The organism is Flavobacterium sp. C3NV, from assembly GCF_046825355.2.
In the GTDB taxonomy this organism is placed as follows: domain Bacteria; phylum Bacteroidota; class Bacteroidia; order Flavobacteriales; family Flavobacteriaceae; genus Flavobacterium.
Window position 1 is genome coordinate 318,755 of record NZ_JBKQBJ020000003.1, and the last position, 18,970, is coordinate 337,724.

At 33.2% G+C, this 18,970-nt stretch carries 20 protein-coding genes and 1 pseudogene; 5 read left to right on the top strand and 16 right to left on the bottom strand.

Features of this window, described 5'->3' with window-relative positions; translation table 11 throughout:
- Positions 1-174: 174 nt before the first annotated feature.
- Entirely contained in the window at positions 175-816 is a 642-nt protein-coding gene (locus ACIDC4_RS06580) for a YciE/YciF ferroxidase family protein (protein WP_412042285.1), read from the bottom strand.
- Between the two features lie 205 nt (positions 817-1,021).
- Here ACIDC4_RS06580 and ACIDC4_RS06585 point away from each other — a divergent pair, with 205 nt between their 5' ends.
- Positions 1,022-1,765, top strand: coding sequence for a transporter (locus tag ACIDC4_RS06585; RefSeq protein WP_412042286.1), 744 nt, complete (start codon positions 1,022-1,024; stop codon positions 1,763-1,765).
- A 106-nt stretch (positions 1,766-1,871) separates the two neighbouring features.
- On the opposite strand, the gene ACIDC4_RS06590 is transcribed toward ACIDC4_RS06585, so the two are convergent.
- The 7 genes from ACIDC4_RS06590 to ACIDC4_RS06620 all read right to left on the bottom strand — a co-directional run bounded on the left by ACIDC4_RS06590 (position 1,872) and on the right by ACIDC4_RS06620 (position 9,025).
- Positions 1,872-3,497 (bottom strand): sensor histidine kinase, encoded by a 1,626-nt coding sequence (locus ACIDC4_RS06590; protein WP_412042287.1) that lies wholly within the window; start codon positions 3,495-3,497, stop codon positions 1,872-1,874.
- Positions 3,498-3,502: 5 nt separating this feature from the next.
- Positions 3,503-4,516, bottom strand: a complete 1,014-nt coding sequence (locus tag ACIDC4_RS06595; RefSeq protein ID WP_412042288.1) for a SpoIIE family protein phosphatase — start codon at positions 4,514-4,516, stop codon at positions 3,503-3,505.
- Positions 4,509-4,925 (bottom strand): anti-sigma regulatory factor, encoded by a 417-nt coding sequence (locus tag ACIDC4_RS06600; RefSeq protein WP_412042289.1) that lies wholly within the window; start codon positions 4,923-4,925, stop codon positions 4,509-4,511. Before ACIDC4_RS06600 ends, ACIDC4_RS06595 begins: the two co-directional genes overlap by 8 nt.
- On the bottom strand, positions 4,906-5,304 hold the full coding sequence (locus tag ACIDC4_RS06605; protein WP_412042290.1) for an STAS domain-containing protein: 399 nt from the start codon (positions 5,302-5,304) through the stop codon (positions 4,906-4,908). The genes ACIDC4_RS06600 and ACIDC4_RS06605 overlap by 20 nt, the downstream gene beginning before the upstream one ends.
- A gap of 15 nt (positions 5,305-5,319) precedes the next feature.
- Positions 5,320-6,156 (bottom strand): STAS domain-containing protein, encoded by an 837-nt coding sequence (locus tag ACIDC4_RS06610; RefSeq protein WP_412042291.1) that lies wholly within the window; start codon positions 6,154-6,156, stop codon positions 5,320-5,322.
- Between the two features lie 192 nt (positions 6,157-6,348).
- Positions 6,349-8,061, bottom strand: a complete 1,713-nt coding sequence (locus ACIDC4_RS06615) for an FAD/NAD(P)-binding protein (RefSeq protein ID WP_412042292.1) — start codon at positions 8,059-8,061, stop codon at positions 6,349-6,351.
- A gap of 61 nt (positions 8,062-8,122) precedes the next feature.
- On the bottom strand, positions 8,123-9,025 hold the full coding sequence (locus ACIDC4_RS06620; protein WP_412042293.1) for a magnesium transporter CorA family protein: 903 nt from the start codon (positions 9,023-9,025) through the stop codon (positions 8,123-8,125).
- A gap of 444 nt (positions 9,026-9,469) precedes the next feature.
- Between ACIDC4_RS06620 and ACIDC4_RS06625 the strand changes: the two genes are divergently transcribed.
- Positions 9,470-10,318 carry a helix-turn-helix domain-containing protein gene (locus ACIDC4_RS06625; RefSeq protein ID WP_412042294.1) on the top strand — a complete coding sequence of 283 codons (849 nt, stop codon included), beginning with the start codon at positions 9,470-9,472 and terminating at the stop codon, positions 10,316-10,318.
- Between the two features lie 83 nt (positions 10,319-10,401).
- Positions 10,402-10,968, top strand: coding sequence for a DUF417 family protein (locus ACIDC4_RS06630; RefSeq protein ID WP_412042295.1), 567 nt, complete (start codon positions 10,402-10,404; stop codon positions 10,966-10,968).
- Between the two features lie 121 nt (positions 10,969-11,089).
- Here ACIDC4_RS06630 and ACIDC4_RS06635 read toward each other — a convergent pair whose 3' ends face one another.
- Positions 11,090-11,398, bottom strand: a complete 309-nt coding sequence (locus tag ACIDC4_RS06635; protein ID WP_412042296.1) for a winged helix-turn-helix transcriptional regulator — start codon at positions 11,396-11,398, stop codon at positions 11,090-11,092.
- 144 nt (positions 11,399-11,542) lie between these two features.
- Here ACIDC4_RS06635 and ACIDC4_RS06640 point away from each other — a divergent pair, with 144 nt between their 5' ends.
- On the top strand, positions 11,543-12,286 hold the full coding sequence (locus ACIDC4_RS06640) for an SDR family oxidoreductase (protein ID WP_412042297.1): 744 nt from the start codon (positions 11,543-11,545) through the stop codon (positions 12,284-12,286).
- A 148-nt stretch (positions 12,287-12,434) separates the two neighbouring features.
- Here ACIDC4_RS06640 and ACIDC4_RS06645 read toward each other — a convergent pair whose 3' ends face one another.
- The 4 genes from ACIDC4_RS06645 to ACIDC4_RS06660 all read right to left on the bottom strand — a co-directional run bounded on the left by ACIDC4_RS06645 (position 12,435) and on the right by ACIDC4_RS06660 (position 15,503).
- Positions 12,435-12,857: an organic hydroperoxide resistance protein gene (locus tag ACIDC4_RS06645; RefSeq protein ID WP_412042298.1), complete on the bottom strand. Its 423-nt coding sequence runs from the start codon at positions 12,855-12,857 to the stop codon at positions 12,435-12,437.
- Position 12,858: 1 nt separating this feature from the next.
- Complete coding sequence (locus ACIDC4_RS06650; protein ID WP_412042299.1) at positions 12,859-13,293, bottom strand: MarR family winged helix-turn-helix transcriptional regulator; 435 nt, start codon at positions 13,291-13,293, stop codon at positions 12,859-12,861.
- Positions 13,294-13,323: 30 nt separating this feature from the next.
- Entirely contained in the window at positions 13,324-13,956 is a 633-nt protein-coding gene (locus tag ACIDC4_RS06655; RefSeq protein WP_412042300.1) for an NAD(P)H-dependent oxidoreductase, read from the bottom strand.
- Between the two features lie 242 nt (positions 13,957-14,198).
- A complete protein-coding gene (locus ACIDC4_RS06660; RefSeq protein WP_412042301.1) occupies positions 14,199-15,503 on the bottom strand; it encodes a M20/M25/M40 family metallo-hydrolase in 1,305 nt (434 codons plus the stop codon).
- Positions 15,504-15,625: 122 nt separating this feature from the next.
- Here ACIDC4_RS06660 and ACIDC4_RS06665 point away from each other — a divergent pair.
- Positions 15,626-15,942: pseudogene (locus ACIDC4_RS06665) on the top strand (XRE family transcriptional regulator); the annotation flags it as partial.
- 191 nt (positions 15,943-16,133) lie between these two features.
- Here ACIDC4_RS06665 and ACIDC4_RS06670 read toward each other — a convergent pair.
- From ACIDC4_RS06670 to ACIDC4_RS06680, 3 genes are all read right to left on the bottom strand, one after another.
- Positions 16,134-16,910: a hypothetical protein gene (locus tag ACIDC4_RS06670; RefSeq protein WP_412042302.1), complete on the bottom strand. Its 777-nt coding sequence runs from the start codon at positions 16,908-16,910 to the stop codon at positions 16,134-16,136.
- A gap of 232 nt (positions 16,911-17,142) precedes the next feature.
- Positions 17,143-17,757 carry a hypothetical protein gene (locus ACIDC4_RS06675; RefSeq protein ID WP_412042303.1) on the bottom strand — a complete coding sequence of 205 codons (615 nt, stop codon included), beginning with the start codon at positions 17,755-17,757 and terminating at the stop codon, positions 17,143-17,145.
- A 181-nt stretch (positions 17,758-17,938) separates the two neighbouring features.
- The gene (locus ACIDC4_RS06680; RefSeq protein ID WP_412042304.1) at positions 17,939-18,556 is read right to left on the bottom strand and encodes a hypothetical protein; all 618 of its coding nucleotides are present in this window, start codon (positions 18,554-18,556) and stop codon (positions 17,939-17,941) included.
- Positions 18,557-18,970: the final 414 nt, after the last annotated feature.

The window sequence follows — 18,970 nt, forward strand, 5'->3', positions numbered from 1 at the left end:
AAAATTCTTATATTTAAAACATAATAAAACAATGAATTCATTAAAAAAATCATCATTAAATCAAGCGCGTTTACAAAATCAAATTAAAAAAAATCAAAAAAAAAAATCGGAACAAAAATAATTCTGTTCCGATTTAATGAGTTAATCTTTTTAAGGATAACTTATAACAACTTACTATTCCTCATCACCTTCAGTGGCATCAAAATTTATAGTATTGTAGGCAGCTTCTGTTAAGGTAACGTCAGCTTCTTTTTCTTCATTTAAAGTCTGAACTAATAATGAAACAGCTTCATCTTCGCCAAGAGTTTTAGCAAACGCAGCCAGGGTACCATAAGTTGCGATTTCGTAGTGTTCGATTTTTTGCGAAGCAGCTATAATACCTGCATCACGAACTGCACCCGGTTCTGTTTCTTCCAGAATACCTTCGCCTTCTTTAATAAGACCATCCATAGCATCGCATTTTTTGGCAACGGCCTTTTCTCCAACTGAAGCAAATACTTCTTCTAGTCTGGAAACCTGACCCTTAGTCACTTCTAAATGATCATTGATAGCATCAATTAAATTTTGCGATGTAGCATTCTTCGCCATTTTCGGAAGAGCTTTAACCAAAGCTTTCTCAGCCCAGTAGATATCTTTTAATGAATCTACAAATAAATCTCTTAGTCCTTCGGCAGCAGATGCTTTTGGTTTTACAGTTCCTTTAGGAGTACTTGTTTTATTGTCAGCTGTTTTTTTACTTGCTGCACTTTTAGTTGCTGAACTGCTTTTAGCTGCAGTTGTTTTTTTAACCGTTGTTTTTGTATTTGAATCTTTCATGATATGTTTTTTTTAAAATTTGTTTTTCAAATGTACCACCGCTCTTTTTCAATTTTCTTATACAATTATTATACTTTGTTTCAATATTTAAACATCTACTAATCAAGCATTAAACAAATATTAATTGTGTAATAAAGTGTGAAAATTATATAATTTTTGAAGAGTGTACCAGCCTAATTTTGACTAATTAATTTATCATTATAAAATGAAAGTAATCCATCCTATCATTATAGTATTCGCTTTACTGAGCATACCAAATGTTGCATTGGGACAACAGATTCAAACTGATCGTCCTACTGAAACAGAAAGTCCCACTACCATTGTCGCTCAACATTTACAAATGGAAAATGGTTTCTCTTATGAAAAAGAAGGCAATGAAAAAACATTTGAATTACCTGAAGTTGTTCTTCGATACGGTCTATTCAAAAATGCTGAGGTTCGAATGGAAACTGCCTTTAAAACTAGCCATGAAGAGTCGGAAAAAGCGTATGGAATCAAGCCCGTAACTCTTGGCTTTAAATATCATTTAATAGATCATAAAGATTTACTACCCGATGTAGCCTTATTAGGCCGTATCAGTATACCATGGATGGCGGACAAAAGTTTACAGGAAGAAAATTACAGTCCGGAAATACGATTACTTGTCCAGCATGATCTATCTAAAAAGACGCATTTAAGCTATAATCTGGGTGTTGAATGGACCGCCGAAAATGCATGTCCGGAATATATCTACACTCTTTCTGCTGATCATTCTGTAAGCAAAAAAATTAAAATATTTGTCGAAACCTATGGATTGGCCGTATCCCATCAACATGCAGAAAATAATGCCGATGCGGGTTTACTCTTTTTATGGAGTAAAAATTTGCAGTTTGACTTTATGGCCGGCACGAGCCTGATGCATGCACACGCTAAAAAGTTTGCTGAAGTTGGACTATCCTATAAAATATAATAGTTAGCGGTGGTGTTGGTAAAATATTGGACTGCCTGTTCTTCGTCAGTAATAAAAACTATTTCACTACTGTTTTGAAGTTCGTCGAAAACTGCAGACATGTTTATTATGCCTGCTTTTTTGGCAAATAGATCCAGAATACAGTTCCTTTTCCAGGCGTACTCGTAAAATTAATAATTCCGTTATGATTTTCAATAATACGTCGGCACAGCGCGAGACCAATTCCGTTCCCGCCATATTGGTCTCTCTCATGCAATCGCTGGAACATATTAAAGATCCGATTTGAATATTGGCTATCAATTCCAATTCCATTATCTGTAATTGAAATGATGTCGTAATTTCCAGGTAAAGCCAAGTGATCCTGGTTATCGGGCATCATTTTCGCAGAAATTGTAACTACGGGAAGTTCTGTATTAAATTTAAGAGCATTATTTACAAGATTATAAAACAATTGTCGCAGCTGCGTATTTAAGCCTAAAACACTTGGCAATGACTCAATAGTAATCACTGCATTTTTTTCTTCAATGATCATGCTTAAATCAACCAAAATTTCCTCAGCTATTTCGTTAAGGTCTACTGGTTCAAAAACTTGCTTGTTATTGTCTATTCTTGAATAATTCAAAACGTCCGTAATTAAATCTGATAATCGTGTTGCGGATATTGTTATACGGTCAAAATAAAATTTCTTCTTTTCTTCTTCTGATAAATGCTCACCGGCGCGGGAAAGCATGATCATAATTTTACGAAGTGGTTCTTGTAAATCGTGGCTCGCAATATAGGCAAACTGCTCTAACTCTTTATTTTTAAAAATTAATTTAGAGTTGGCACTTTCCAATTCGCGCTGAATCATTTTTAATTCTGAATTATCTTTCAGCGTTTCAACGATCATTTTTTGTGCATTAATATCTGTAAAATAAACCAGCCAACTGTTGAAAGAGCCGTCTTCGGATTTATTTGGAATCATACTAACCAGATGCCAGAGATATTCAGAAGTATCTGTAATTCTGATTTCTCCAGAAAAGGACGATCGGTTTGCTTTTGCCTTATTCCACCCTTCAACAATTATTTCAATATCATCCGGATGAACAAAATTCATCAAATTTTTTCTTTCAAAGTTAGGTAGAGGTACTTTAAAAAAATTCAACAAGGATTCATTATAAAGCAACACCTTATTTCGGTCATTAACCTCACAAATTAAAATAGGGATTGCATTGGCTAATTTTCTGTATCGGTTTTCACTTTCTGCAAGCTTCTCTGATAACGCAATTAGTTCAATGTTTTTTTTCCTAATCTCATCATACGGAGATAAAGGAGGTTCAAACTTAAAATAATCAATAAAAGACTTGATCTTTGTTTCTGAAAGAAGTCCAGGCGAAATTACCGGCTGAATTATTCTGGTGGTAGATTGATTGCCTTTAAAACTGTATTCGATATCGCCGGAAATTTTCGATGCGTAATTAAAAGCCTCCGGGTTATAGCTTTTTAAATCAACACTATCAGTAATGATCGCTTCAATTTGTTTTTGTGTTGCCTTAATGGTATTGATACCAATGACCAAAACTGAATTCTTCCCTTTTGCAATGGCACATCTGGCAATTTCAGAAACCGCTGTTGAAAATCTGGTCTGAAATGATGAAGGCATACCACACATTTCGGCAATTTTCATGCATCGCTTATGGGCAAGTATCAAGTCCATTTCATTATCAAGATTTATTTTTATAATCTCTTTCATGGCGCTTACATTATTTTACCGACAAGAATTGATGCGTCATCCGTTCCTCTGATGTTTTCTTTAAGGATCGCCGATGCAATTATGCCCGAATGTTGTTTTACTATTGAAGTCATTTCGTTTAGATTCCATCTAGTCCTCAATCCATCACTGTGCATGACAATAATTTGATGTTTTTTATAAGGAACTGTCGTTTTGTTTAAAGTACGGGGAATATTATGACCAATAATTCCGTTATATGGTGTATATGTTTTATTTTCTAATCCGTCATAAATACGGGTACTTATATTACCGATACCGCATATATTCCAGACTTCTGATTTATAATCTACCGATGCTATTGTTCCCACAAGTCCCCTGCTCTTTTTAACCTTGGAATGAATATCTCTGAGAATTTCTGAAGGTTCCGTTTCTATTGACTGTTTAAAGGCTTTTATGGCCAGTTGCACAGCTTCATTTGCGTTTTCACCATGACCTAAGCCATCTCCCAAAAAAATTTGAAAACCTCTTTTTGTTGCTTTAATATGATAACCGTCTCCGCAAATTTTTTCGCCTGGGTAGTTTACCGCAATACCGGCATAGTTCAAACCACTTTGTAAAGAAGGCAAAGATATATCAGCCTTTTCACCGATCTTGATGTATTGCACACACCCCCAATTTTTCATGGAATAGATCTGAAAATCATTACTCAGTCTTTTAATGGCTCCTAATCCATTGCCCAGCGTGTTGGATGAAGAATAGCCATCGTTCATCACTTTGGCTAAATTTTCGAACCCCACACCTTTATCCAGACAGTATAGTTCTATTATTTTATGTTCATCTTCTAAATTAGCACGATAGAGCAGTTCTCCTCCCTTTGCATATTTGATGAGGTTAGAAGTTAGCTCTGCCACAATAATATCTGTTTCAGCGGCTCTGTGTGGTGTAAATCCTATGTGAAGTGCAAGATTGTGTATTTCTCTTTTTATAAAAGCGATCAGACTGCGATCGTCAATTTTATAGCTGGAAAACGTATTATCCATTTTTCCATTTTGTTATAGTAACGGTGGTTCCGTTGCCGAGTTCTGTTTTAATGTCAAATTCATTGACAAGTCTTTTTGTACCGGGAAGTCCTAATCCTAAGCTTTTTCCTGTACTGTATCCATCTTTCATCGCCAATGATATATCTGCTATTCCGGGACCTTTATCAATAAAAGTTACACGTACGCCATTATCACGGCCATTACTGACCGATTCAATGATTACTTTCCCGCCACCTCCATATTTTAGGAGATTACGGACAAGTTCGCTTGTTGCAGTAATTAATTTGGTTTGATTTAAAATGCTCATACCAATTTTTACCCCGTATTCTTTTACACGGTTGCGTAACGGCACCACATCTTGTTCTCGTATAATTAAAGCTTCTTCTTTACTATTCGTTATCGTCGTCATAATCCTGCTCTTCATTATCGCTAGTGTGCATTTTTGAGCGCAGTAGATCCATGCCTTTTTCAACATTAAGGGCACTTATAACTCCGTTTAAAGACAATCCAAGTTCAACAAGTGTAATAGCAACAGCAGGCTGCATTCCTACAACAACTGTTTGCGCATCCATTATTTTAGACATTACGGCTATATTTCCTAAAATACGCCCCATAAAGGAGTCGATTATTGAAACCGCCGATATATCAATTAACACTCCTTTTGAGCTATGTTTGCTTATGGTGTTAATTAAATCTGATTCAAGATTTTCAGCAAGTTGGTCGTACAAATCTACTTGTATGGTAACAAGCAGAAAATCACCCATTTTTAGTATAGGAATTCTATCCATATCAATTATTAAATCTTAAACTATTTTTCTTTTAACGACTGTAAGCTGCAACATATCAAATGCTGTTTTAAGAGCGCTTGCAAGTGTGGCTTTAGTGATAATACCGGTAAGATCAATACCTAAATGCACTACAGTTTGTGCAATTTCTGGACGAATACCGCTAATAATACATTCTGCTCCCATTAAACGTGTAGCGCTAACAGTTTTTATAAGATGCTGAGCTACAAGAGAATCTACTGCCGGAACACCAGAAATATCAAGAATCGCAATAGAACTTCCGGTATCTACAATTTGTTGTAGTAGATTTTCCATTACAATCTGTGTTCTTGAACTGTCTAAAGTTCCAATAATTGGTAAAGCAACAATACCATCCCATACGGTAATAACCGGAGTAGAAATTTCACTAATTTCATCCACTTGTCTTGATATTACATCTTCTCTACCTCTCATGAAAGCTTCGAAAGTCATAATAGTCATATTATCAAGAATCTCATTCAACTGTAAATTGGCTTGATACAATTGTTCTGAATCTTTTATCAGTTCTGAAAGAATTTGTGAAGATGCTTGTTTGAAAGTGGTTAAATATTGTGCATTTTCTCTTGGAGAAAATCCTCGTTTTCCTCTTGAAGATGATATACCTACAATTAAATCCTCTACTTTTTCAAACTCAGGAGAGTCCTGAAATTTACCATTTAATGTAGCTACTGCACTTAAAAATAGTGAAGCAAATTCTTTAGATTCTTCTTCTTCTACTGCTCCGTCATCTGACCCACTTTCGATTAAAAGTTTGGACCATATTGTTAGTAATTTATTTTCGTGCTCTTTTAAGCCCCCTAGGAAGTTGTTTTGCATGTGGTATCTTTTTGTAATTTTCTTAAACAAATATAGACTTTTAAAAATTGGTAAATGAGAAATGGTTTATTAAAAATAAAGCCGGTATTGTAAAACTGGAGGCTACGAATAGCCAAAGCTGAATTGACTTACTTAACCCTGTTTATCAGCACTTTAAAAACAAAAAATTCAATTATGGACACAAAATTATAACTAGCTGATTCCGATTCCCTCCATGCTATTTAAAATACGCAATGAGGCTGCTTCGCAAAAATCTAATCCGGAATAATCAGGATTATAACCTCCAATGTAAGGAACAGCCATAATGTACAGGTTTTCGTTGTACGCTCCGTACTGATCAATAATTTGAAAATTATCATTAATGGCAATTCCTGAAACGCTTAAAAAGTAGCTTCCGGTATTGTCTTTTTCTATGGAATTATTGCCTTCTGAAAAAGCCAGATGCCCTATTTCTTTTGACTTGAATTTTAGCTTCGCAGGTGTAATTGCTTTTTGTGCAAGTAAACTTTTAAAAGGAAAATCAGCATAAGATAAATGTGGCTGGCCCACACAATCAATAAACGTTTCATAATACACCGATTTAGGATTATTATCCTGATCAGCAAAATGATATAAAATTCCTCCGTCGTTTTGAGGCTCTACAGTACTTTCTGCGCCAACGGGAATAATATCCAAAACGCCTGCATGATGAAGAGCTAGTAATTCTGTACAGGATTTTTGCGGAACAAATGCTATTACAATCGAAATCAAAGGCATAAGCACTTTTTGAAGGCGCTGCATATCTTCTGCCGAAAGGTATTTTGCAGGATGATTCATAGCAAAACTCAACACTGCCAGCATTTCTTTCCAATATACTGATTCCTGCCTTTTTATGGATTTTTCTGCCTGAATGTATTCTGCTTTTAAAAGCTGAAATGGTTCCAGACGTTCGCGAAGTTCCATCATTTCCACTACAAAATCTTCAATACTAAGATCTTTAATTCTATTATAAAAATCAGGATCCTTTTCCCTGAAAATCTCTTTGAAATCCTTTTGAAAAACAAAATCCAAAGACAGAAAACCATCATTGTTTTTTCTGTGAAGTTCAATTTCTTCTTCTGTAAGAAGCGAGTCATTATTAAGATGCGAATCTTCAAGATGAAACCGGACTGCAGGAAGCATTCCGCTTCTCGAATGCATGATCATTTTAAAATCAGGGCTTTCAGCATGACTTTGAAAGCTTACATTTCCGTCTTCATCTTTTTCAAATGAACCATTTTCTCTTGCAAGTGTTCGTATCGCATCAATAGCGGTCAATGAAGATCCTTTTATCGCTACGGCATGATTCAGTTTAAGTAAAAGTTTTGATGGCGGATATGGAGCATCATAATACCCTTTAACCTTTCCTTCATATCGCACTGGCCAATTATGTCCGGTACAGATTACTACATAATCAAATTTATCTTTACCGGTAGTAGTTTCTACCCAAACTTCTTTCCCCTGTTCATTGTAACTAATATCCATAACATTCGTTTGATAATGCACTCTGGTTACAATCCCGGCTTCATCCCCTTTTTGCTGCAATAGTTTAAACTGGTCGGCAAGATAATATCCAAAAAGTAATCTCGGCAATACTTTATATTCATTAAATTTATCCGAATCAACATTAAACCTTGCCAATAAATCTGCAGGAACGGTTAAAATCCATTCTGATATTGAAGTAACAATTCCGGGCGTTTCGTTATCAGATACATTGGTTACATGCTCATCATTTGCTCCTTCATGACTATAGGGCATTCCTGCGCCAAGAGTGCTTTTTCGTTCATAAATATCCACTTCAAAATTAGATTTTCCGGATTCTACCAGCCTTTTGTACATAAACAGTCCGCTTGGTCCACCGCCTAAAATTGCAATTCGCTTTTTCATTATTTCCGTTTTCATTTTCGTTCTGTTATCGTTTCTATTTAAAGTATTGTAAGCATTATTCTCAAAGCCATTTTTTTCTTTTAAACCAAAGAAAAATTATTAACGAAACTAAGACCATTACAATCATGGTAATGGGATATGCCCAGTAATAATTGAGTTCCGGCATAAATTTGAAATTCATTCCATAAATTCCTGCTATAAAAGTAAGCGGCATAAAAAAGACCGAAAATACGGTAAGCACTTTCATAACCTCGTTTGTTTTTCTGGCCGATAAGGAGAGGTAAATATTCAGTAATTCTTTGGCATCTTCCTGAACCTGATCATTGAGCATCAAAAGTTTGGTATGAAGATCATGAACATCCCGAAGTGCCGGAGCTTCTTCCCCTTCAGCACGAATTGAATTTACGACTTCATTACTCAGTAAAAGCAGTTTTTTATACAGCCCCGCCCTATTTTTCAGGTAATAAATAGCCTCGATCATATCGGTAGGAATATTTTTTTTCAAAAATAATTTCGATTCATAACCGTCTATTTCATTAGATAAATTGATGGCAGGCTGCTCAAAAGAATGTAAGGCATCGCGAACAATATGAATTGCAATACCTGTACTTGATTTAACTCTACCGGTATCTACATATGTCTCTTTTATCACCGAAATTAATGGCTGTGCTGTACGATGAACCGTAATAATAAAGGATTCGTTATAAAAAATGGCAATTTTACAACTCAGAGTCTGAACGGTCTGCAGTTTTTCCTTATTGTCATTCACAACTCTTATAATAATGAAATGGGTATTATTATGCTCTTCAAATTTAGGAAGATGATCCGGATCAAGACAATCCATTAATGCATAAGAATTTAGGTTGTACTTTGTACTAATAGCTGAGAGTTCCTCGCTTGTTGGGTCAACAGCATCAATCCAGATAATCCCGGTATCTTTTATAGTACAATTAGTTATAGGCATTTTGATTGTTTTTCTTATTAACTAAATTTTGTTAGCTGTTGTTCGCATCATTATCCTCTATTAACATCAAATTTTATTATCCAGATTTGGTTCAATTCTTCAAGGAAATAATTTATTCAAAACTTTTTATTTGAGAATCTACATTCTCTGTTCTTATAAAATTTATCAGAGATTTCAAAGAATAAAAGTATTTCAGTCCGAATCAATATGATTACATCTTGTCGGTTATTTTTTTCAAAATTACAAGTTAGTTAATGGTAAACTTAAAGTCATTTATAATGAGAATAGTTTAAGGAGACCACTATTATTATAGACTTAATCGAAGCTGAGCAATGGTTCGAAATATCATTAGGGAGATAGGATTTAAAATAAGTATCGTAATAATAATGAATAACAAGAATTCATTCTCTAAATTTACCGTTATATAATCCAACTGCCTGCAACATGAACAAAGTAATTTCAGAAAATGGTACCCTACTCTTAGGAATAGAAAAATCTGAAATTAATATATTCAATACCCCTTTACAATTTGGCGAATATACTATCTTATTGATAAGTAAGGGAGAAGGAATTTATCATGTCGATTTTGCATCGTTTCCATTTAAAGCTCCGGCAATATTATTTTCGACACCGCAGCAATCAATTTCCATTAGCGAAATCACACCCGTAAACTACACGACATTACAATTTCACGGTGATTTTTACTGCATTGAATACCATAGAAATGAAGTTGCCTGCAATGGCTTACTATTTAATAATATTTATGCTGAACCTTCTATAAAATTAAGCACTGAACAGCATCAATTATATTGCGTGTTAGTTGATCATATTATTGATGAGATGAAACAGCCAACTCCTTCAGAAATTGTATTAAGATCTTATCTTCAATTGATACTGGCCAAATCCAGCAGTCTGAAAATAAATAGTGAAAAGCAAAATTTTCAAAAAGATGAAAAGATGGACCAGTTTAAAATATTGCTGGAAGAAAATTTCTTAACCCTTCATAAAGCAAGTGATTATGCGGCATTACTTTCAATGACTGCCAATAACTTTACGAAACAGTGCAGTAAACGTTTTAATAAAACGCCCACTCAAATGATTCAGGAAAGGCTAATTTTGGAAGCAAAAAAACAACTTCACCTTACCCGATTAAGTATTAAGGAAATTGCTTATGCCTTAAAATTTCAGGATGAATATTATTTCAGTCGGGTATTTAAAAAAAAGACAAAAGTTTCTCCTCAAAACTTCAGGAAAACAACTGGTATCTCTATTGTGGCAGATTTGTCTAAGTAATAGCATTTTTTATCCATTTCTTAATTCTTATTTCAGCTCTAAATTTGCCTTGTTAATTATTACTAAAATTTAAAAACAAAGCAATGAAAAATTCTCTTTTAAACACAATAGCAAATCTTGATAATCTGGGTAAAAATGCCATACGTGCCGGTATCGTAATCGTTTTTTTATGGATTGGCGGACTTAAATTTTTTACTTATGAAGCTGATGGAATAGTGCCTTTTGTGGCAAACAGTCCTTTTATGTCTTTTTTCTATCAGAATCCATCTGAGTATAAACAATACAGCAATAAAGAAGGTGAATTAATTACCGAAAATCACCAATGGAACATTCAAAACAATACCTATGTTTTTGCAAATGGCTTAGGAATTTTATTAATTGGTATCGCTTTTCTGGTTGCCATTCATAACTGGGCTCCTCTGGCAAGTATGTTTGGAAGTATACTGGTATTTATTCTTACTCTTGGTACACTTTCATTTTTAGTGACAACCCTTGAAAGCTGGGTGCCGCATTTGACAGATTACCAATATGGATTTCCTTATTTATCAGGGCGCGGACGATTAGTACTTAAAGATATTGTTATACTTGGAGCCTCATTAATTACAATGAGCCAGTCAGCATCACTTTATCTCAAAAGAAAAAATATATAAATTTATGATTCAAAAAAAGCTATCAATCATTTGTAATATAATGACTGGTAGCTTTTATGATAAACTTATAGAAAGCCAATCTCTTCAAATCTTCCATAAATTCTATAGAAATTTATGTCTCTTAACCGTCAATAATGACTTTTCGGTGTTTTATTCCCCATTCTGCAAGATCGTTGATGATTGTTTTTAATGTCAATCCATACTCCGTCAGCTGATAATGGATTGTAACAGGCTGCGTATCGAGAACTGTACGTTTAATCAATTTATTTATTTCCAAGTCCCTCAATTCCTTGCTTAACATTTTATTGGAAATCCCGTTTACATCATTTAAAATATCTGTAAATCTTCTTTTATTATGATAACAGATTGATGAAATTATAGAAATCTTCCATTTTCCATTCAATATATCCATTGTATCATGGACAGCCATTATCTCTTTTCTGTGTTCAACCTGACATTCGTTACTCATAAGTTACTTTGTTACTCAAACGTTACTGTTACTTTTAGTTACAAAGTAACAAAAATAAACTTAACTGAATTAACTTTGCCTGTATAAATTTAAAATATAGAAAAAATGAATTTCACAAATAAAAATGTTCTCATAACAGGAGGAACTACAGGAATTGGATTAGCAACAGCAAAAGAATTCATAAAATCAGGCGCTAACGTTTGGATCACAGGAAGAAACAGCGAAAATCTTAAAAATGCAGCTGACGAAATTAACAATTCCAATTTAAAAACTATTGTGGCTGATACTGCAAATTTATCTGATCTTTCGCTACTAGAAAAAGCTTTTGCAGAAAGTGGGAATAAATTGGATACTCTTTTTTTAAATGCAGGAATAGCAACATTTAGTTCTATAGAAGAAGTAACAGAGGCTGATTTTGATGCGCAGTTTAATACCAATGTCAAAGGTCATTTCTTTACACTTCAGAAATTACTTCCTCATCTGGCAGAAGGTTCATCGGTAATTTTTACTTCGTCAACCGTTGCCACAGCCGCCAATTTGGGAAGCAGTGTTTATTCGGCTACAAAAGGAGCATTAAATAAAATTGCTCAAATCGCTGCAAACGAATTAGCTGGAAGAAAAATTCGTGTCAATATTGTGAGCCCTGGTCCGGTTTCTACACCTGGACTTCATAAAGCTGTACCAGAAGATGCAAAAGAATTTCTGGCCACTGCTACTGCAATGCAGCGATTAGGCGACCCGGCAGAAATCGCGAAAACCGTATTGTTTCTCGCTTCAGATGATGCAAGTTTTATTACCGGAACGGAGCTGTTAGCAGATGGAGGCTATATAAATTATGCTTTAAAATAAATTTCAACACTTTCAAATTGAAAAGCTTCAGATTTCTCTGGAGCTTTTTTTATTGCCATTCCTGCAACTCTTTTAATTCTAAAATCTTAATGAAATAAAAAAATCTGCCTCAAAAGAAGCAGATTTATATCATTAAAAAAAAATAATCTTAGTTATTGGTCACCGAAAGCTTAACTTCAATATTAGATCTTGTTGCATTTGAATAAGGACAAATCTGATGCGCTTTTTCTGTTAATTCCTGAGCTTCTTCAATAGAAACTCCCGGAATATTCACATCCAATTCTACTGCCAGACCAAAACCACCGTCTTCATTTTGTCCAATGCTTACTTTTGCAGCTACCGAAGTTTCGCCGGTTTGCGTTTTTGATAAAGTAATAACACGATTTAGTGCACTATCAAAACACGCTGAATATCCTGCTGCGAAAAGCATTTCCGGATTTGTAAAATCATCATTGGCTCCGCCTAAAGCTTTGGGCATTCTTACCTCAAGGTCCAAAATTCCGTTTTCACTTTTTACCTGTCCGTTTCTTCCGCCTTTTGCAGTAACGCTCGTTGTATATAATGTTTTCATTTTATTGCTGAATTTTATTTAAAATTTTCTGAACAGTCTCTTTGAGTTCGAATAGATCTTCGGTCGTTAGATTTAGTTTCTCCTTCATTTTTACCGGAATTTCACAGGCTTTTTGCTGTAAATTTCTTCCCTGCTCAGCTAAAAAAACCTGAACCACTCTTTCATCTTCTTTTTTTCTTTCTCTAATGACAAAACCCTTAATTTCAAGTTTTTTTAGAAGTGGTGTTAAAGTCCCACTGTCGAGATACAGTTTTTCGCCTATCTGATTAACAGTCAAGCCATCCTTTTCCCAAAGCACCATCATCACAAGATACTGCGAATAAGTAATATCAAGTTCATTAAGAAACGGCCGGTACAAACCGATAATTTCTTTTGAGATAACATAAAGAGGAAAACAAAGTTGGTTTTCCAATTTGGGCGGGTGGTAATCTTCCATAATTTAATGACAAAAAGTAGAATTCAAATACTATTTTCTGATGATAAATTCCTCCATAGGAATTCTAACTTTCTTCATATGCGAAAGCCAGTCGTTTTCGATGTCTCTGTAACCCAGATATAAAAGTGTAACACTTTTTAGTCCTAATTCCCTAAGACCCAAAATCTCATCTACCACTTCATTGCTAAAACCTTCAGCCGGAGTAGAATCAATCTTCAATTCGGCTGCCTGAGCCATTGCCAAACCTAATGCAATATAGGTTTGTCTTGCTGTGTGCGCAAAATGCTGTTCAGGAGTCTGAGCTCCGTAGATTTGCTTGATCTGATCAGTATAACTGCTGAAACGACCTCTTGGTAATTCTCTTACATCAGTGTGATGATCATAAACTTTATCGATTTTCTCATCAGAATAACTGTCCCAGGCTGCAAAAACCAGTACATGAGAACAATCCCTCATAACTTCCGGATTTAATGCACCTTTTACCATCTTCTCTTTCAATTCCTGATTTTCTACAACAATTACACGAAAAGGCTGTAAACCAGATGAAGTCGGAGCTAATCTTGCCGATTCTAAAATTTTATTTAAATCCTCTTCTGATACTTTTTTTGTTGAGTCGTATGCTTTTACGGCATGTCTCCAGTTTAAATCTTCTATTAATGACATTCTTTATTATTTTATAAATTAAACATCTGATTCTTAAAAATTATTTGAATCAAAATAACCCTGCAAAGATACATGATAATTAAATTGCATACAATTTAATTTTACGAAATATATTTTTTAACTTAACTCTAAAATATTTATTTCAATTGATATTTATAATACATCAGAACAAGACAATAATAAAAAAGCACTGAAAACTCCTCATTTTCAGTGCTTTTTTGATGCTTTATAATTTACTTATATTATTTCAATTGAGTAGTATTTACTCTTGTTGGCGTATCTTTTCCGCTGATAATCGAAGAAGAACTTAATGCAATTGATTTTATTATTTGGGTCATGTTATCAATATCTAAGGTTTCAAATTCGTCATCTACTGTGTGATACGTTGGCTCATTATCCATTTTTGAAGTAGAAATAGTATGAGCAGGAACTCCAAGCTTGGCTAAAGTAGCATTGTCTGAGCGGTAAAATAATTGTTGTTCCGGATAAGGATCTGCATAAAATTTAAAATTTGTTGCTGCTAAATTAGTTTGTAAAATGGAACCCATATTCGACTTTTCGAAACCTGTAATATAAGCAGAGTTTTTACCCCATTTAGATTCTGTTCCTATCATTTCAATATTGAACATCGCAATCACTTTTTCCGGCTCAAGCTGTTTAGAAAAATATTTGGCTCCATAACCCCCTATTTCTTCCGCTACAAATGTGGTAAAAATAATAGTACGCTCATTATTGTTTTGTTTTTTAAAATATTTAGCAAGCATAATTACTGCTGTTGTTCCGGCGGCATCATCATTGGCACCATTATAAATAGAATCTGTTGCAGTATGCGGAGCACCTTCTTCGGGAGAGCCTACTCCTAAATGATCATAATGTCCTGAAAAAATCACGTACTCATTTGGCTTACTTTTTCCGGGTAATATTCCAACAACATTATTCAATGTTTTTTTGGAGATTGTATTCGTTAATTCAACAGAAAAAGTGGTTGCTTCTGTTGTACCAAAAACAAACATAACCGTATTGTTTCCGGGAGTAGCATTTATTCGATCAATGTGTTGAATATTGGGTAAAACATTATCAAATGACGGGTCAACTAATACCAAAAGATTTTTGGGACTTTTATAATACTCATTAAATTTCTGGCCAAAGTTATCTCCTTTACTGATTTTTACAATAGAAATATCGCTTTTTTCCGTTAAAGAAACCTGAGGAAGATAGGAGAATGTTGCAACCTGATTATTATTTATTTCTTTACCATCTATAGTAATTTTTGACGAAACCGCTGTAGAGGCAGTCAGTGAAAATTCTTGTTTGTAATTCGTTGCTGTATTAAAAGTTTGCAAACCAATAGCTTTAAACTCTGATTCTATAAAGGCCGATGCTTTGTCAATACCGGGAGTAAAAGTTCTCCTGCCCTGCATATCATCAGCCGAAAGTATTTTCTCTATACGAGTTACTTCCTTGTTCGTAATAATTTTATCAATCGATTGTCCCTGTACAGTATAACATTGACTTAGAACAAACATACTAACAATAATTTTTTTCATATTTTACTTTTATAAATAATATTTTGGTTAAACCAAAAATACGTTAATTATTTGCACAACTTAACGCGAGTAAAAGTTTTTGATTGAAAAAACTGAGGTTCTCTTGCAGCTATTAGAATTAGGGCGAAGACTGGAACCAAAAGAAATTTCTATGCTGGAGCAGAAAGATGTAATTGAAGACAGCCTGCTGAAACAAATTTCGGCTGTAATAAAAATTCCTGTTGAAGCTTTTCAGAATTTTGATGAGGAACAAGCGATAAATATTATTTCTAATACTTTTGATAATTGTCAGCAACCTGCATCTGTATTTTACAATTCTACCATTAATCAAATTGATCAATTCATTAAACTACACGAAGAAAAAATTGCGTTATACGAACGTATGTTGAAAGAGAAAGATGAAATGATGGTGAGGCTTGAAAAATTGATTAATAAATAATTATTTTTAAAATATATTAATACTATTGAAGAGACTTTCGAGTCTCTTTTTGTTTTGGAAGATTATTTACGGTTGCGAATTAAGGAGACATTCGTACATCTTTTCAAAGAAAATTACTCGGTAAAATGGGGCTGACAGCTAGAGTTTCGCTTTGTGCTTAACAATGAAATCTAGCTGTTAAATATTTTCAATTACCATGAATCATCGCAAGTACATTCTTCGATAAATCCTACTTTATAAAAATTTAATAGTTTAAAAGTAGCTTTAAAAGTTTCATCGTATTTAAAGTTCAGTAGCTTTTTTAAAATTTCAACGTGATTTCGTCCAGTTTTATCTGATTTTGTATGAATGATTTCATTTCTCAAATCTCTTAGATTATGAATATGAGCATTTGTAGGATTTGGCTTTGCGAAAAAATTTACTCCTAAAGCTTGAGGTAACACTTTCGTTAATTTATCATTAAATGAAATTGAATACTGAATTTGATTCTTGTTGTAAATTTCAGTTTTTTTGTCACTCGTAATTTTATATTCGAATTCTTCGGGTATTATGTCATTAATAAAACATTCTATTGATGTGAAGAGACTAATTATACAAGAACTTGCTGTTCCATGATAATCATAGGCGAAACTAAAGTTTATTTCACTTGCGTTTGAAATATCAGCTAAATTTTTAACTAAATTTTTTCGTTGTTCTTTTCTTTGAATATTAAGATTATAAGCAAAATTATAATTAACTAGAGAAAAGTCAGGAACAGGAATCATACATTGTCTTCCATTATCATTATATATGAAACTGAAAATTTTTTCATCCAATTCAGTTGTTATGATGACAAAATTATCCTTAGAATTTTCCTTAAGGAATTTTTGGTCGATTTCTTTTATTTTAACTTGCTTTCCCACTTCTCCTAGCCTACTGTCATTTTGCAATTGATTATGAAATAGAAAGTTTCTTTTAATATGTTTCATCTTAAACAATTAATTTAATAAGGATTATAGCTAATATTAAAAAAAAATAAACTCATATGTACACGCTTTTTTGTTTACATTGAGAGTTTCTATCTCTTTTCAATCTTAATTTTATTTTTTTTAAGTCATTTTCTTCAGCTTAGAGCTAACCTCTCAAATTGTAATGGATGTTTCATTACAAACTTTAGTGATCACCTATGTACCAATGTTAAACCGATGTTCCCTGAAGTAATTAGAATTTTATATTTCCAGACTCAATCTCGATATTATTTACATCAGATAAATCATCAAATATAGAATCTCTAAAGGTGCCAGAGTTTAATCCATTGACATTTTCCCAACCATCTTTGATATTATCGTATAAAGCTTTTATAAATTTAAAATATAAACCTTTTACTTGAAAATGAATTTCTTCAGAGTATTCTAGTGTTTCAAACTTAACATCTGACCTTTTAGCGATTGGGTATCTTCCCCAAAATGTAATGCAATCAGATAAAATTTTAAGTATTTTTTTATCTTGAACAGTAAGTTGAATTTTTTTTATGGTCTTAACTAAATTTACTAAATCATGATTCTTTGAAATATCATGGCTTAAAAAATACCCCTTAGTTAAGTTCTTATCTTCAGAAATCAAATAACCTTTAATTACATTTTCAATTGCAAAGCCATAATTTAAAAAAAATTGATCTGATAAAGTTTTTCCAGCATTAAAATAGGGAAATCTATTTACCTCATAAGTAGAGTGTTTTATAATTAACTCTGCCGTGTCTTTTAATCTATCACCGAAATAATACCAATTTAAAGGTAACGCTTCAATGTCAAATTTATAATCTTTATTTTCTAACATTCTTAAATAATTTTAGATAGATTCTATCATTTGATAGCGCTAAGGATCAAAGATGCGAATTTTTTCAGTTGGACGTAATTTTTTTCATGTACAAAATAAATGAAACGTAGCTAAGAAATCTTAACATATTTCAATGAATTAAAGCAACAGTGCAAAAACCCGCGGTTAGTATTCAGTTTTACTACCAATTTTCGTAAAGACTTGCAAGCATTTCTTGAGTATTTTCAACGTAATTATCAATTAGCATTGCAACTCCATCAAACACAAAGCAAACTCTAACAAAAGTCTCTCTAAGGTTGTTTAGATTTACGTATTCTAAAACTTGAGTTTTTTGCCCGCTTTTATCAACAGGATATCTGAAAGCCATCGACGATGGGTCAACATCAGAAATTTCATTGATTAAACTATGGATAATTTGGAAATCTTTTGTAGTCGGATCTTCACCAATAGCTTTATACGCAGCTCGAAATTCTCCATAAAGATTTTGAAGTTGATGATGAGCAGGAAAATCTCTTGTTTGATTAATACAAAAGTTCAATCCTTGAATGAGTTCTTTTAATCTCAATTCTAGATAATGTCTTATTAAAAAAATTGCTGGGTAAATATGATAATCCCTAACTGATTTATCCTTCAATGCCAAATCAATTAGACTAATTGCCGAAGTTTGATAACCATCCGCGTAATTGCCAAATTCTTGAAACGATTTATTTAGCCATGCTATTTCATGTTGATCGCCATCTTCTTTAAAAAACTTATCTCCTTTTTCAGGATATCTGATTTCTTCTTCGTATAATTTCATTGATAATTATTGATTAATTTATTTTAATACTTACATTCATTAATATTTTTGCCCTCTCTATGAAGTGTTCTTTATGCTACGCAAATATCTTTGACTTTGCACCATTTTAAACAAATATAATGGAAAAATAGAGACTTCATAAAGTCTCTGACTTTAAAACTAATTTTATTATTATATTTTCTTCTGAATGTACAAATCCTCTACAATGACAAAAGCTAACTGTAAAAAATGTGAGACTTTTTATCAGGTTTATAATTTCTAAGGAACAAAAAAATTCCGCAAAGTCAGAAACATTTGCGCAGCTTTACATGAAAATACTTCAGAGAGCAGTGGAAAAAATCTATACTTCTCACTCCTATAAATTTAAATCTAAAAAATATTAATTTATACCACAAATAACATTTAGGCTTTTAA

Coding starts and splice junctions, on each gene's coding strand:
- ACIDC4_RS06580 (WP_412042285.1), bottom strand. CDS start 816: ATGAAAGATTCAAATACAAAAACAACGGTTAAAAAAACAACTGCAGCT.
- ACIDC4_RS06585 (WP_412042286.1), top strand. CDS start 1,022: ATGAAAGTAATCCATCCTATCATTATAGTATTCGCTTTACTGAGCATA.
- ACIDC4_RS06590 (WP_412042287.1), bottom strand. CDS start 3,497: ATGAAAGAGATTATAAAAATAAATCTTGATAATGAAATGGACTTGATA.
- ACIDC4_RS06595 (WP_412042288.1), bottom strand. CDS start 4,516: ATGGATAATACGTTTTCCAGCTATAAAATTGACGATCGCAGTCTGATC.
- ACIDC4_RS06600 (WP_412042289.1), bottom strand. CDS start 4,925: ATGACGACGATAACGAATAGTAAAGAAGAAGCTTTAATTATACGAGAA.
- ACIDC4_RS06605 (WP_412042290.1), bottom strand. CDS start 5,304: ATGGATAGAATTCCTATACTAAAAATGGGTGATTTTCTGCTTGTTACC.
- ACIDC4_RS06610 (WP_412042291.1), bottom strand. CDS start 6,156: ATGCAAAACAACTTCCTAGGGGGCTTAAAAGAGCACGAAAATAAATTA.
- ACIDC4_RS06615 (WP_412042292.1), bottom strand. CDS start 8,061: ATGAAAAAGCGAATTGCAATTTTAGGCGGTGGACCAAGCGGACTGTTT.
- ACIDC4_RS06620 (WP_412042293.1), bottom strand. CDS start 9,025: ATGCCTATAACTAATTGTACTATAAAAGATACCGGGATTATCTGGATT.
- ACIDC4_RS06625 (WP_412042294.1), top strand. CDS start 9,470: ATGAACAAAGTAATTTCAGAAAATGGTACCCTACTCTTAGGAATAGAA.
- ACIDC4_RS06630 (WP_412042295.1), top strand. CDS start 10,402: ATGAAAAATTCTCTTTTAAACACAATAGCAAATCTTGATAATCTGGGT.
- ACIDC4_RS06635 (WP_412042296.1), bottom strand. CDS start 11,398: ATGGCTGTCCATGATACAATGGATATATTGAATGGAAAATGGAAGATT.
- ACIDC4_RS06640 (WP_412042297.1), top strand. CDS start 11,543: ATGAATTTCACAAATAAAAATGTTCTCATAACAGGAGGAACTACAGGA.
- ACIDC4_RS06645 (WP_412042298.1), bottom strand. CDS start 12,857: ATGAAAACATTATATACAACGAGCGTTACTGCAAAAGGCGGAAGAAAC.
- ACIDC4_RS06650 (WP_412042299.1), bottom strand. CDS start 13,293: ATGGAAGATTACCACCCGCCCAAATTGGAAAACCAACTTTGTTTTCCT.
- ACIDC4_RS06655 (WP_412042300.1), bottom strand. CDS start 13,956: ATGTCATTAATAGAAGATTTAAACTGGAGACATGCCGTAAAAGCATAC.
- ACIDC4_RS06660 (WP_412042301.1), bottom strand. CDS start 15,503: ATGAAAAAAATTATTGTTAGTATGTTTGTTCTAAGTCAATGTTATACT.
- ACIDC4_RS06670 (WP_412042302.1), bottom strand. CDS start 16,910: ATGAAACATATTAAAAGAAACTTTCTATTTCATAATCAATTGCAAAAT.
- ACIDC4_RS06675 (WP_412042303.1), bottom strand. CDS start 17,757: ATGTTAGAAAATAAAGATTATAAATTTGACATTGAAGCGTTACCTTTA.
- ACIDC4_RS06680 (WP_412042304.1), bottom strand. CDS start 18,556: ATGAAATTATACGAAGAAGAAATCAGATATCCTGAAAAAGGAGATAAG.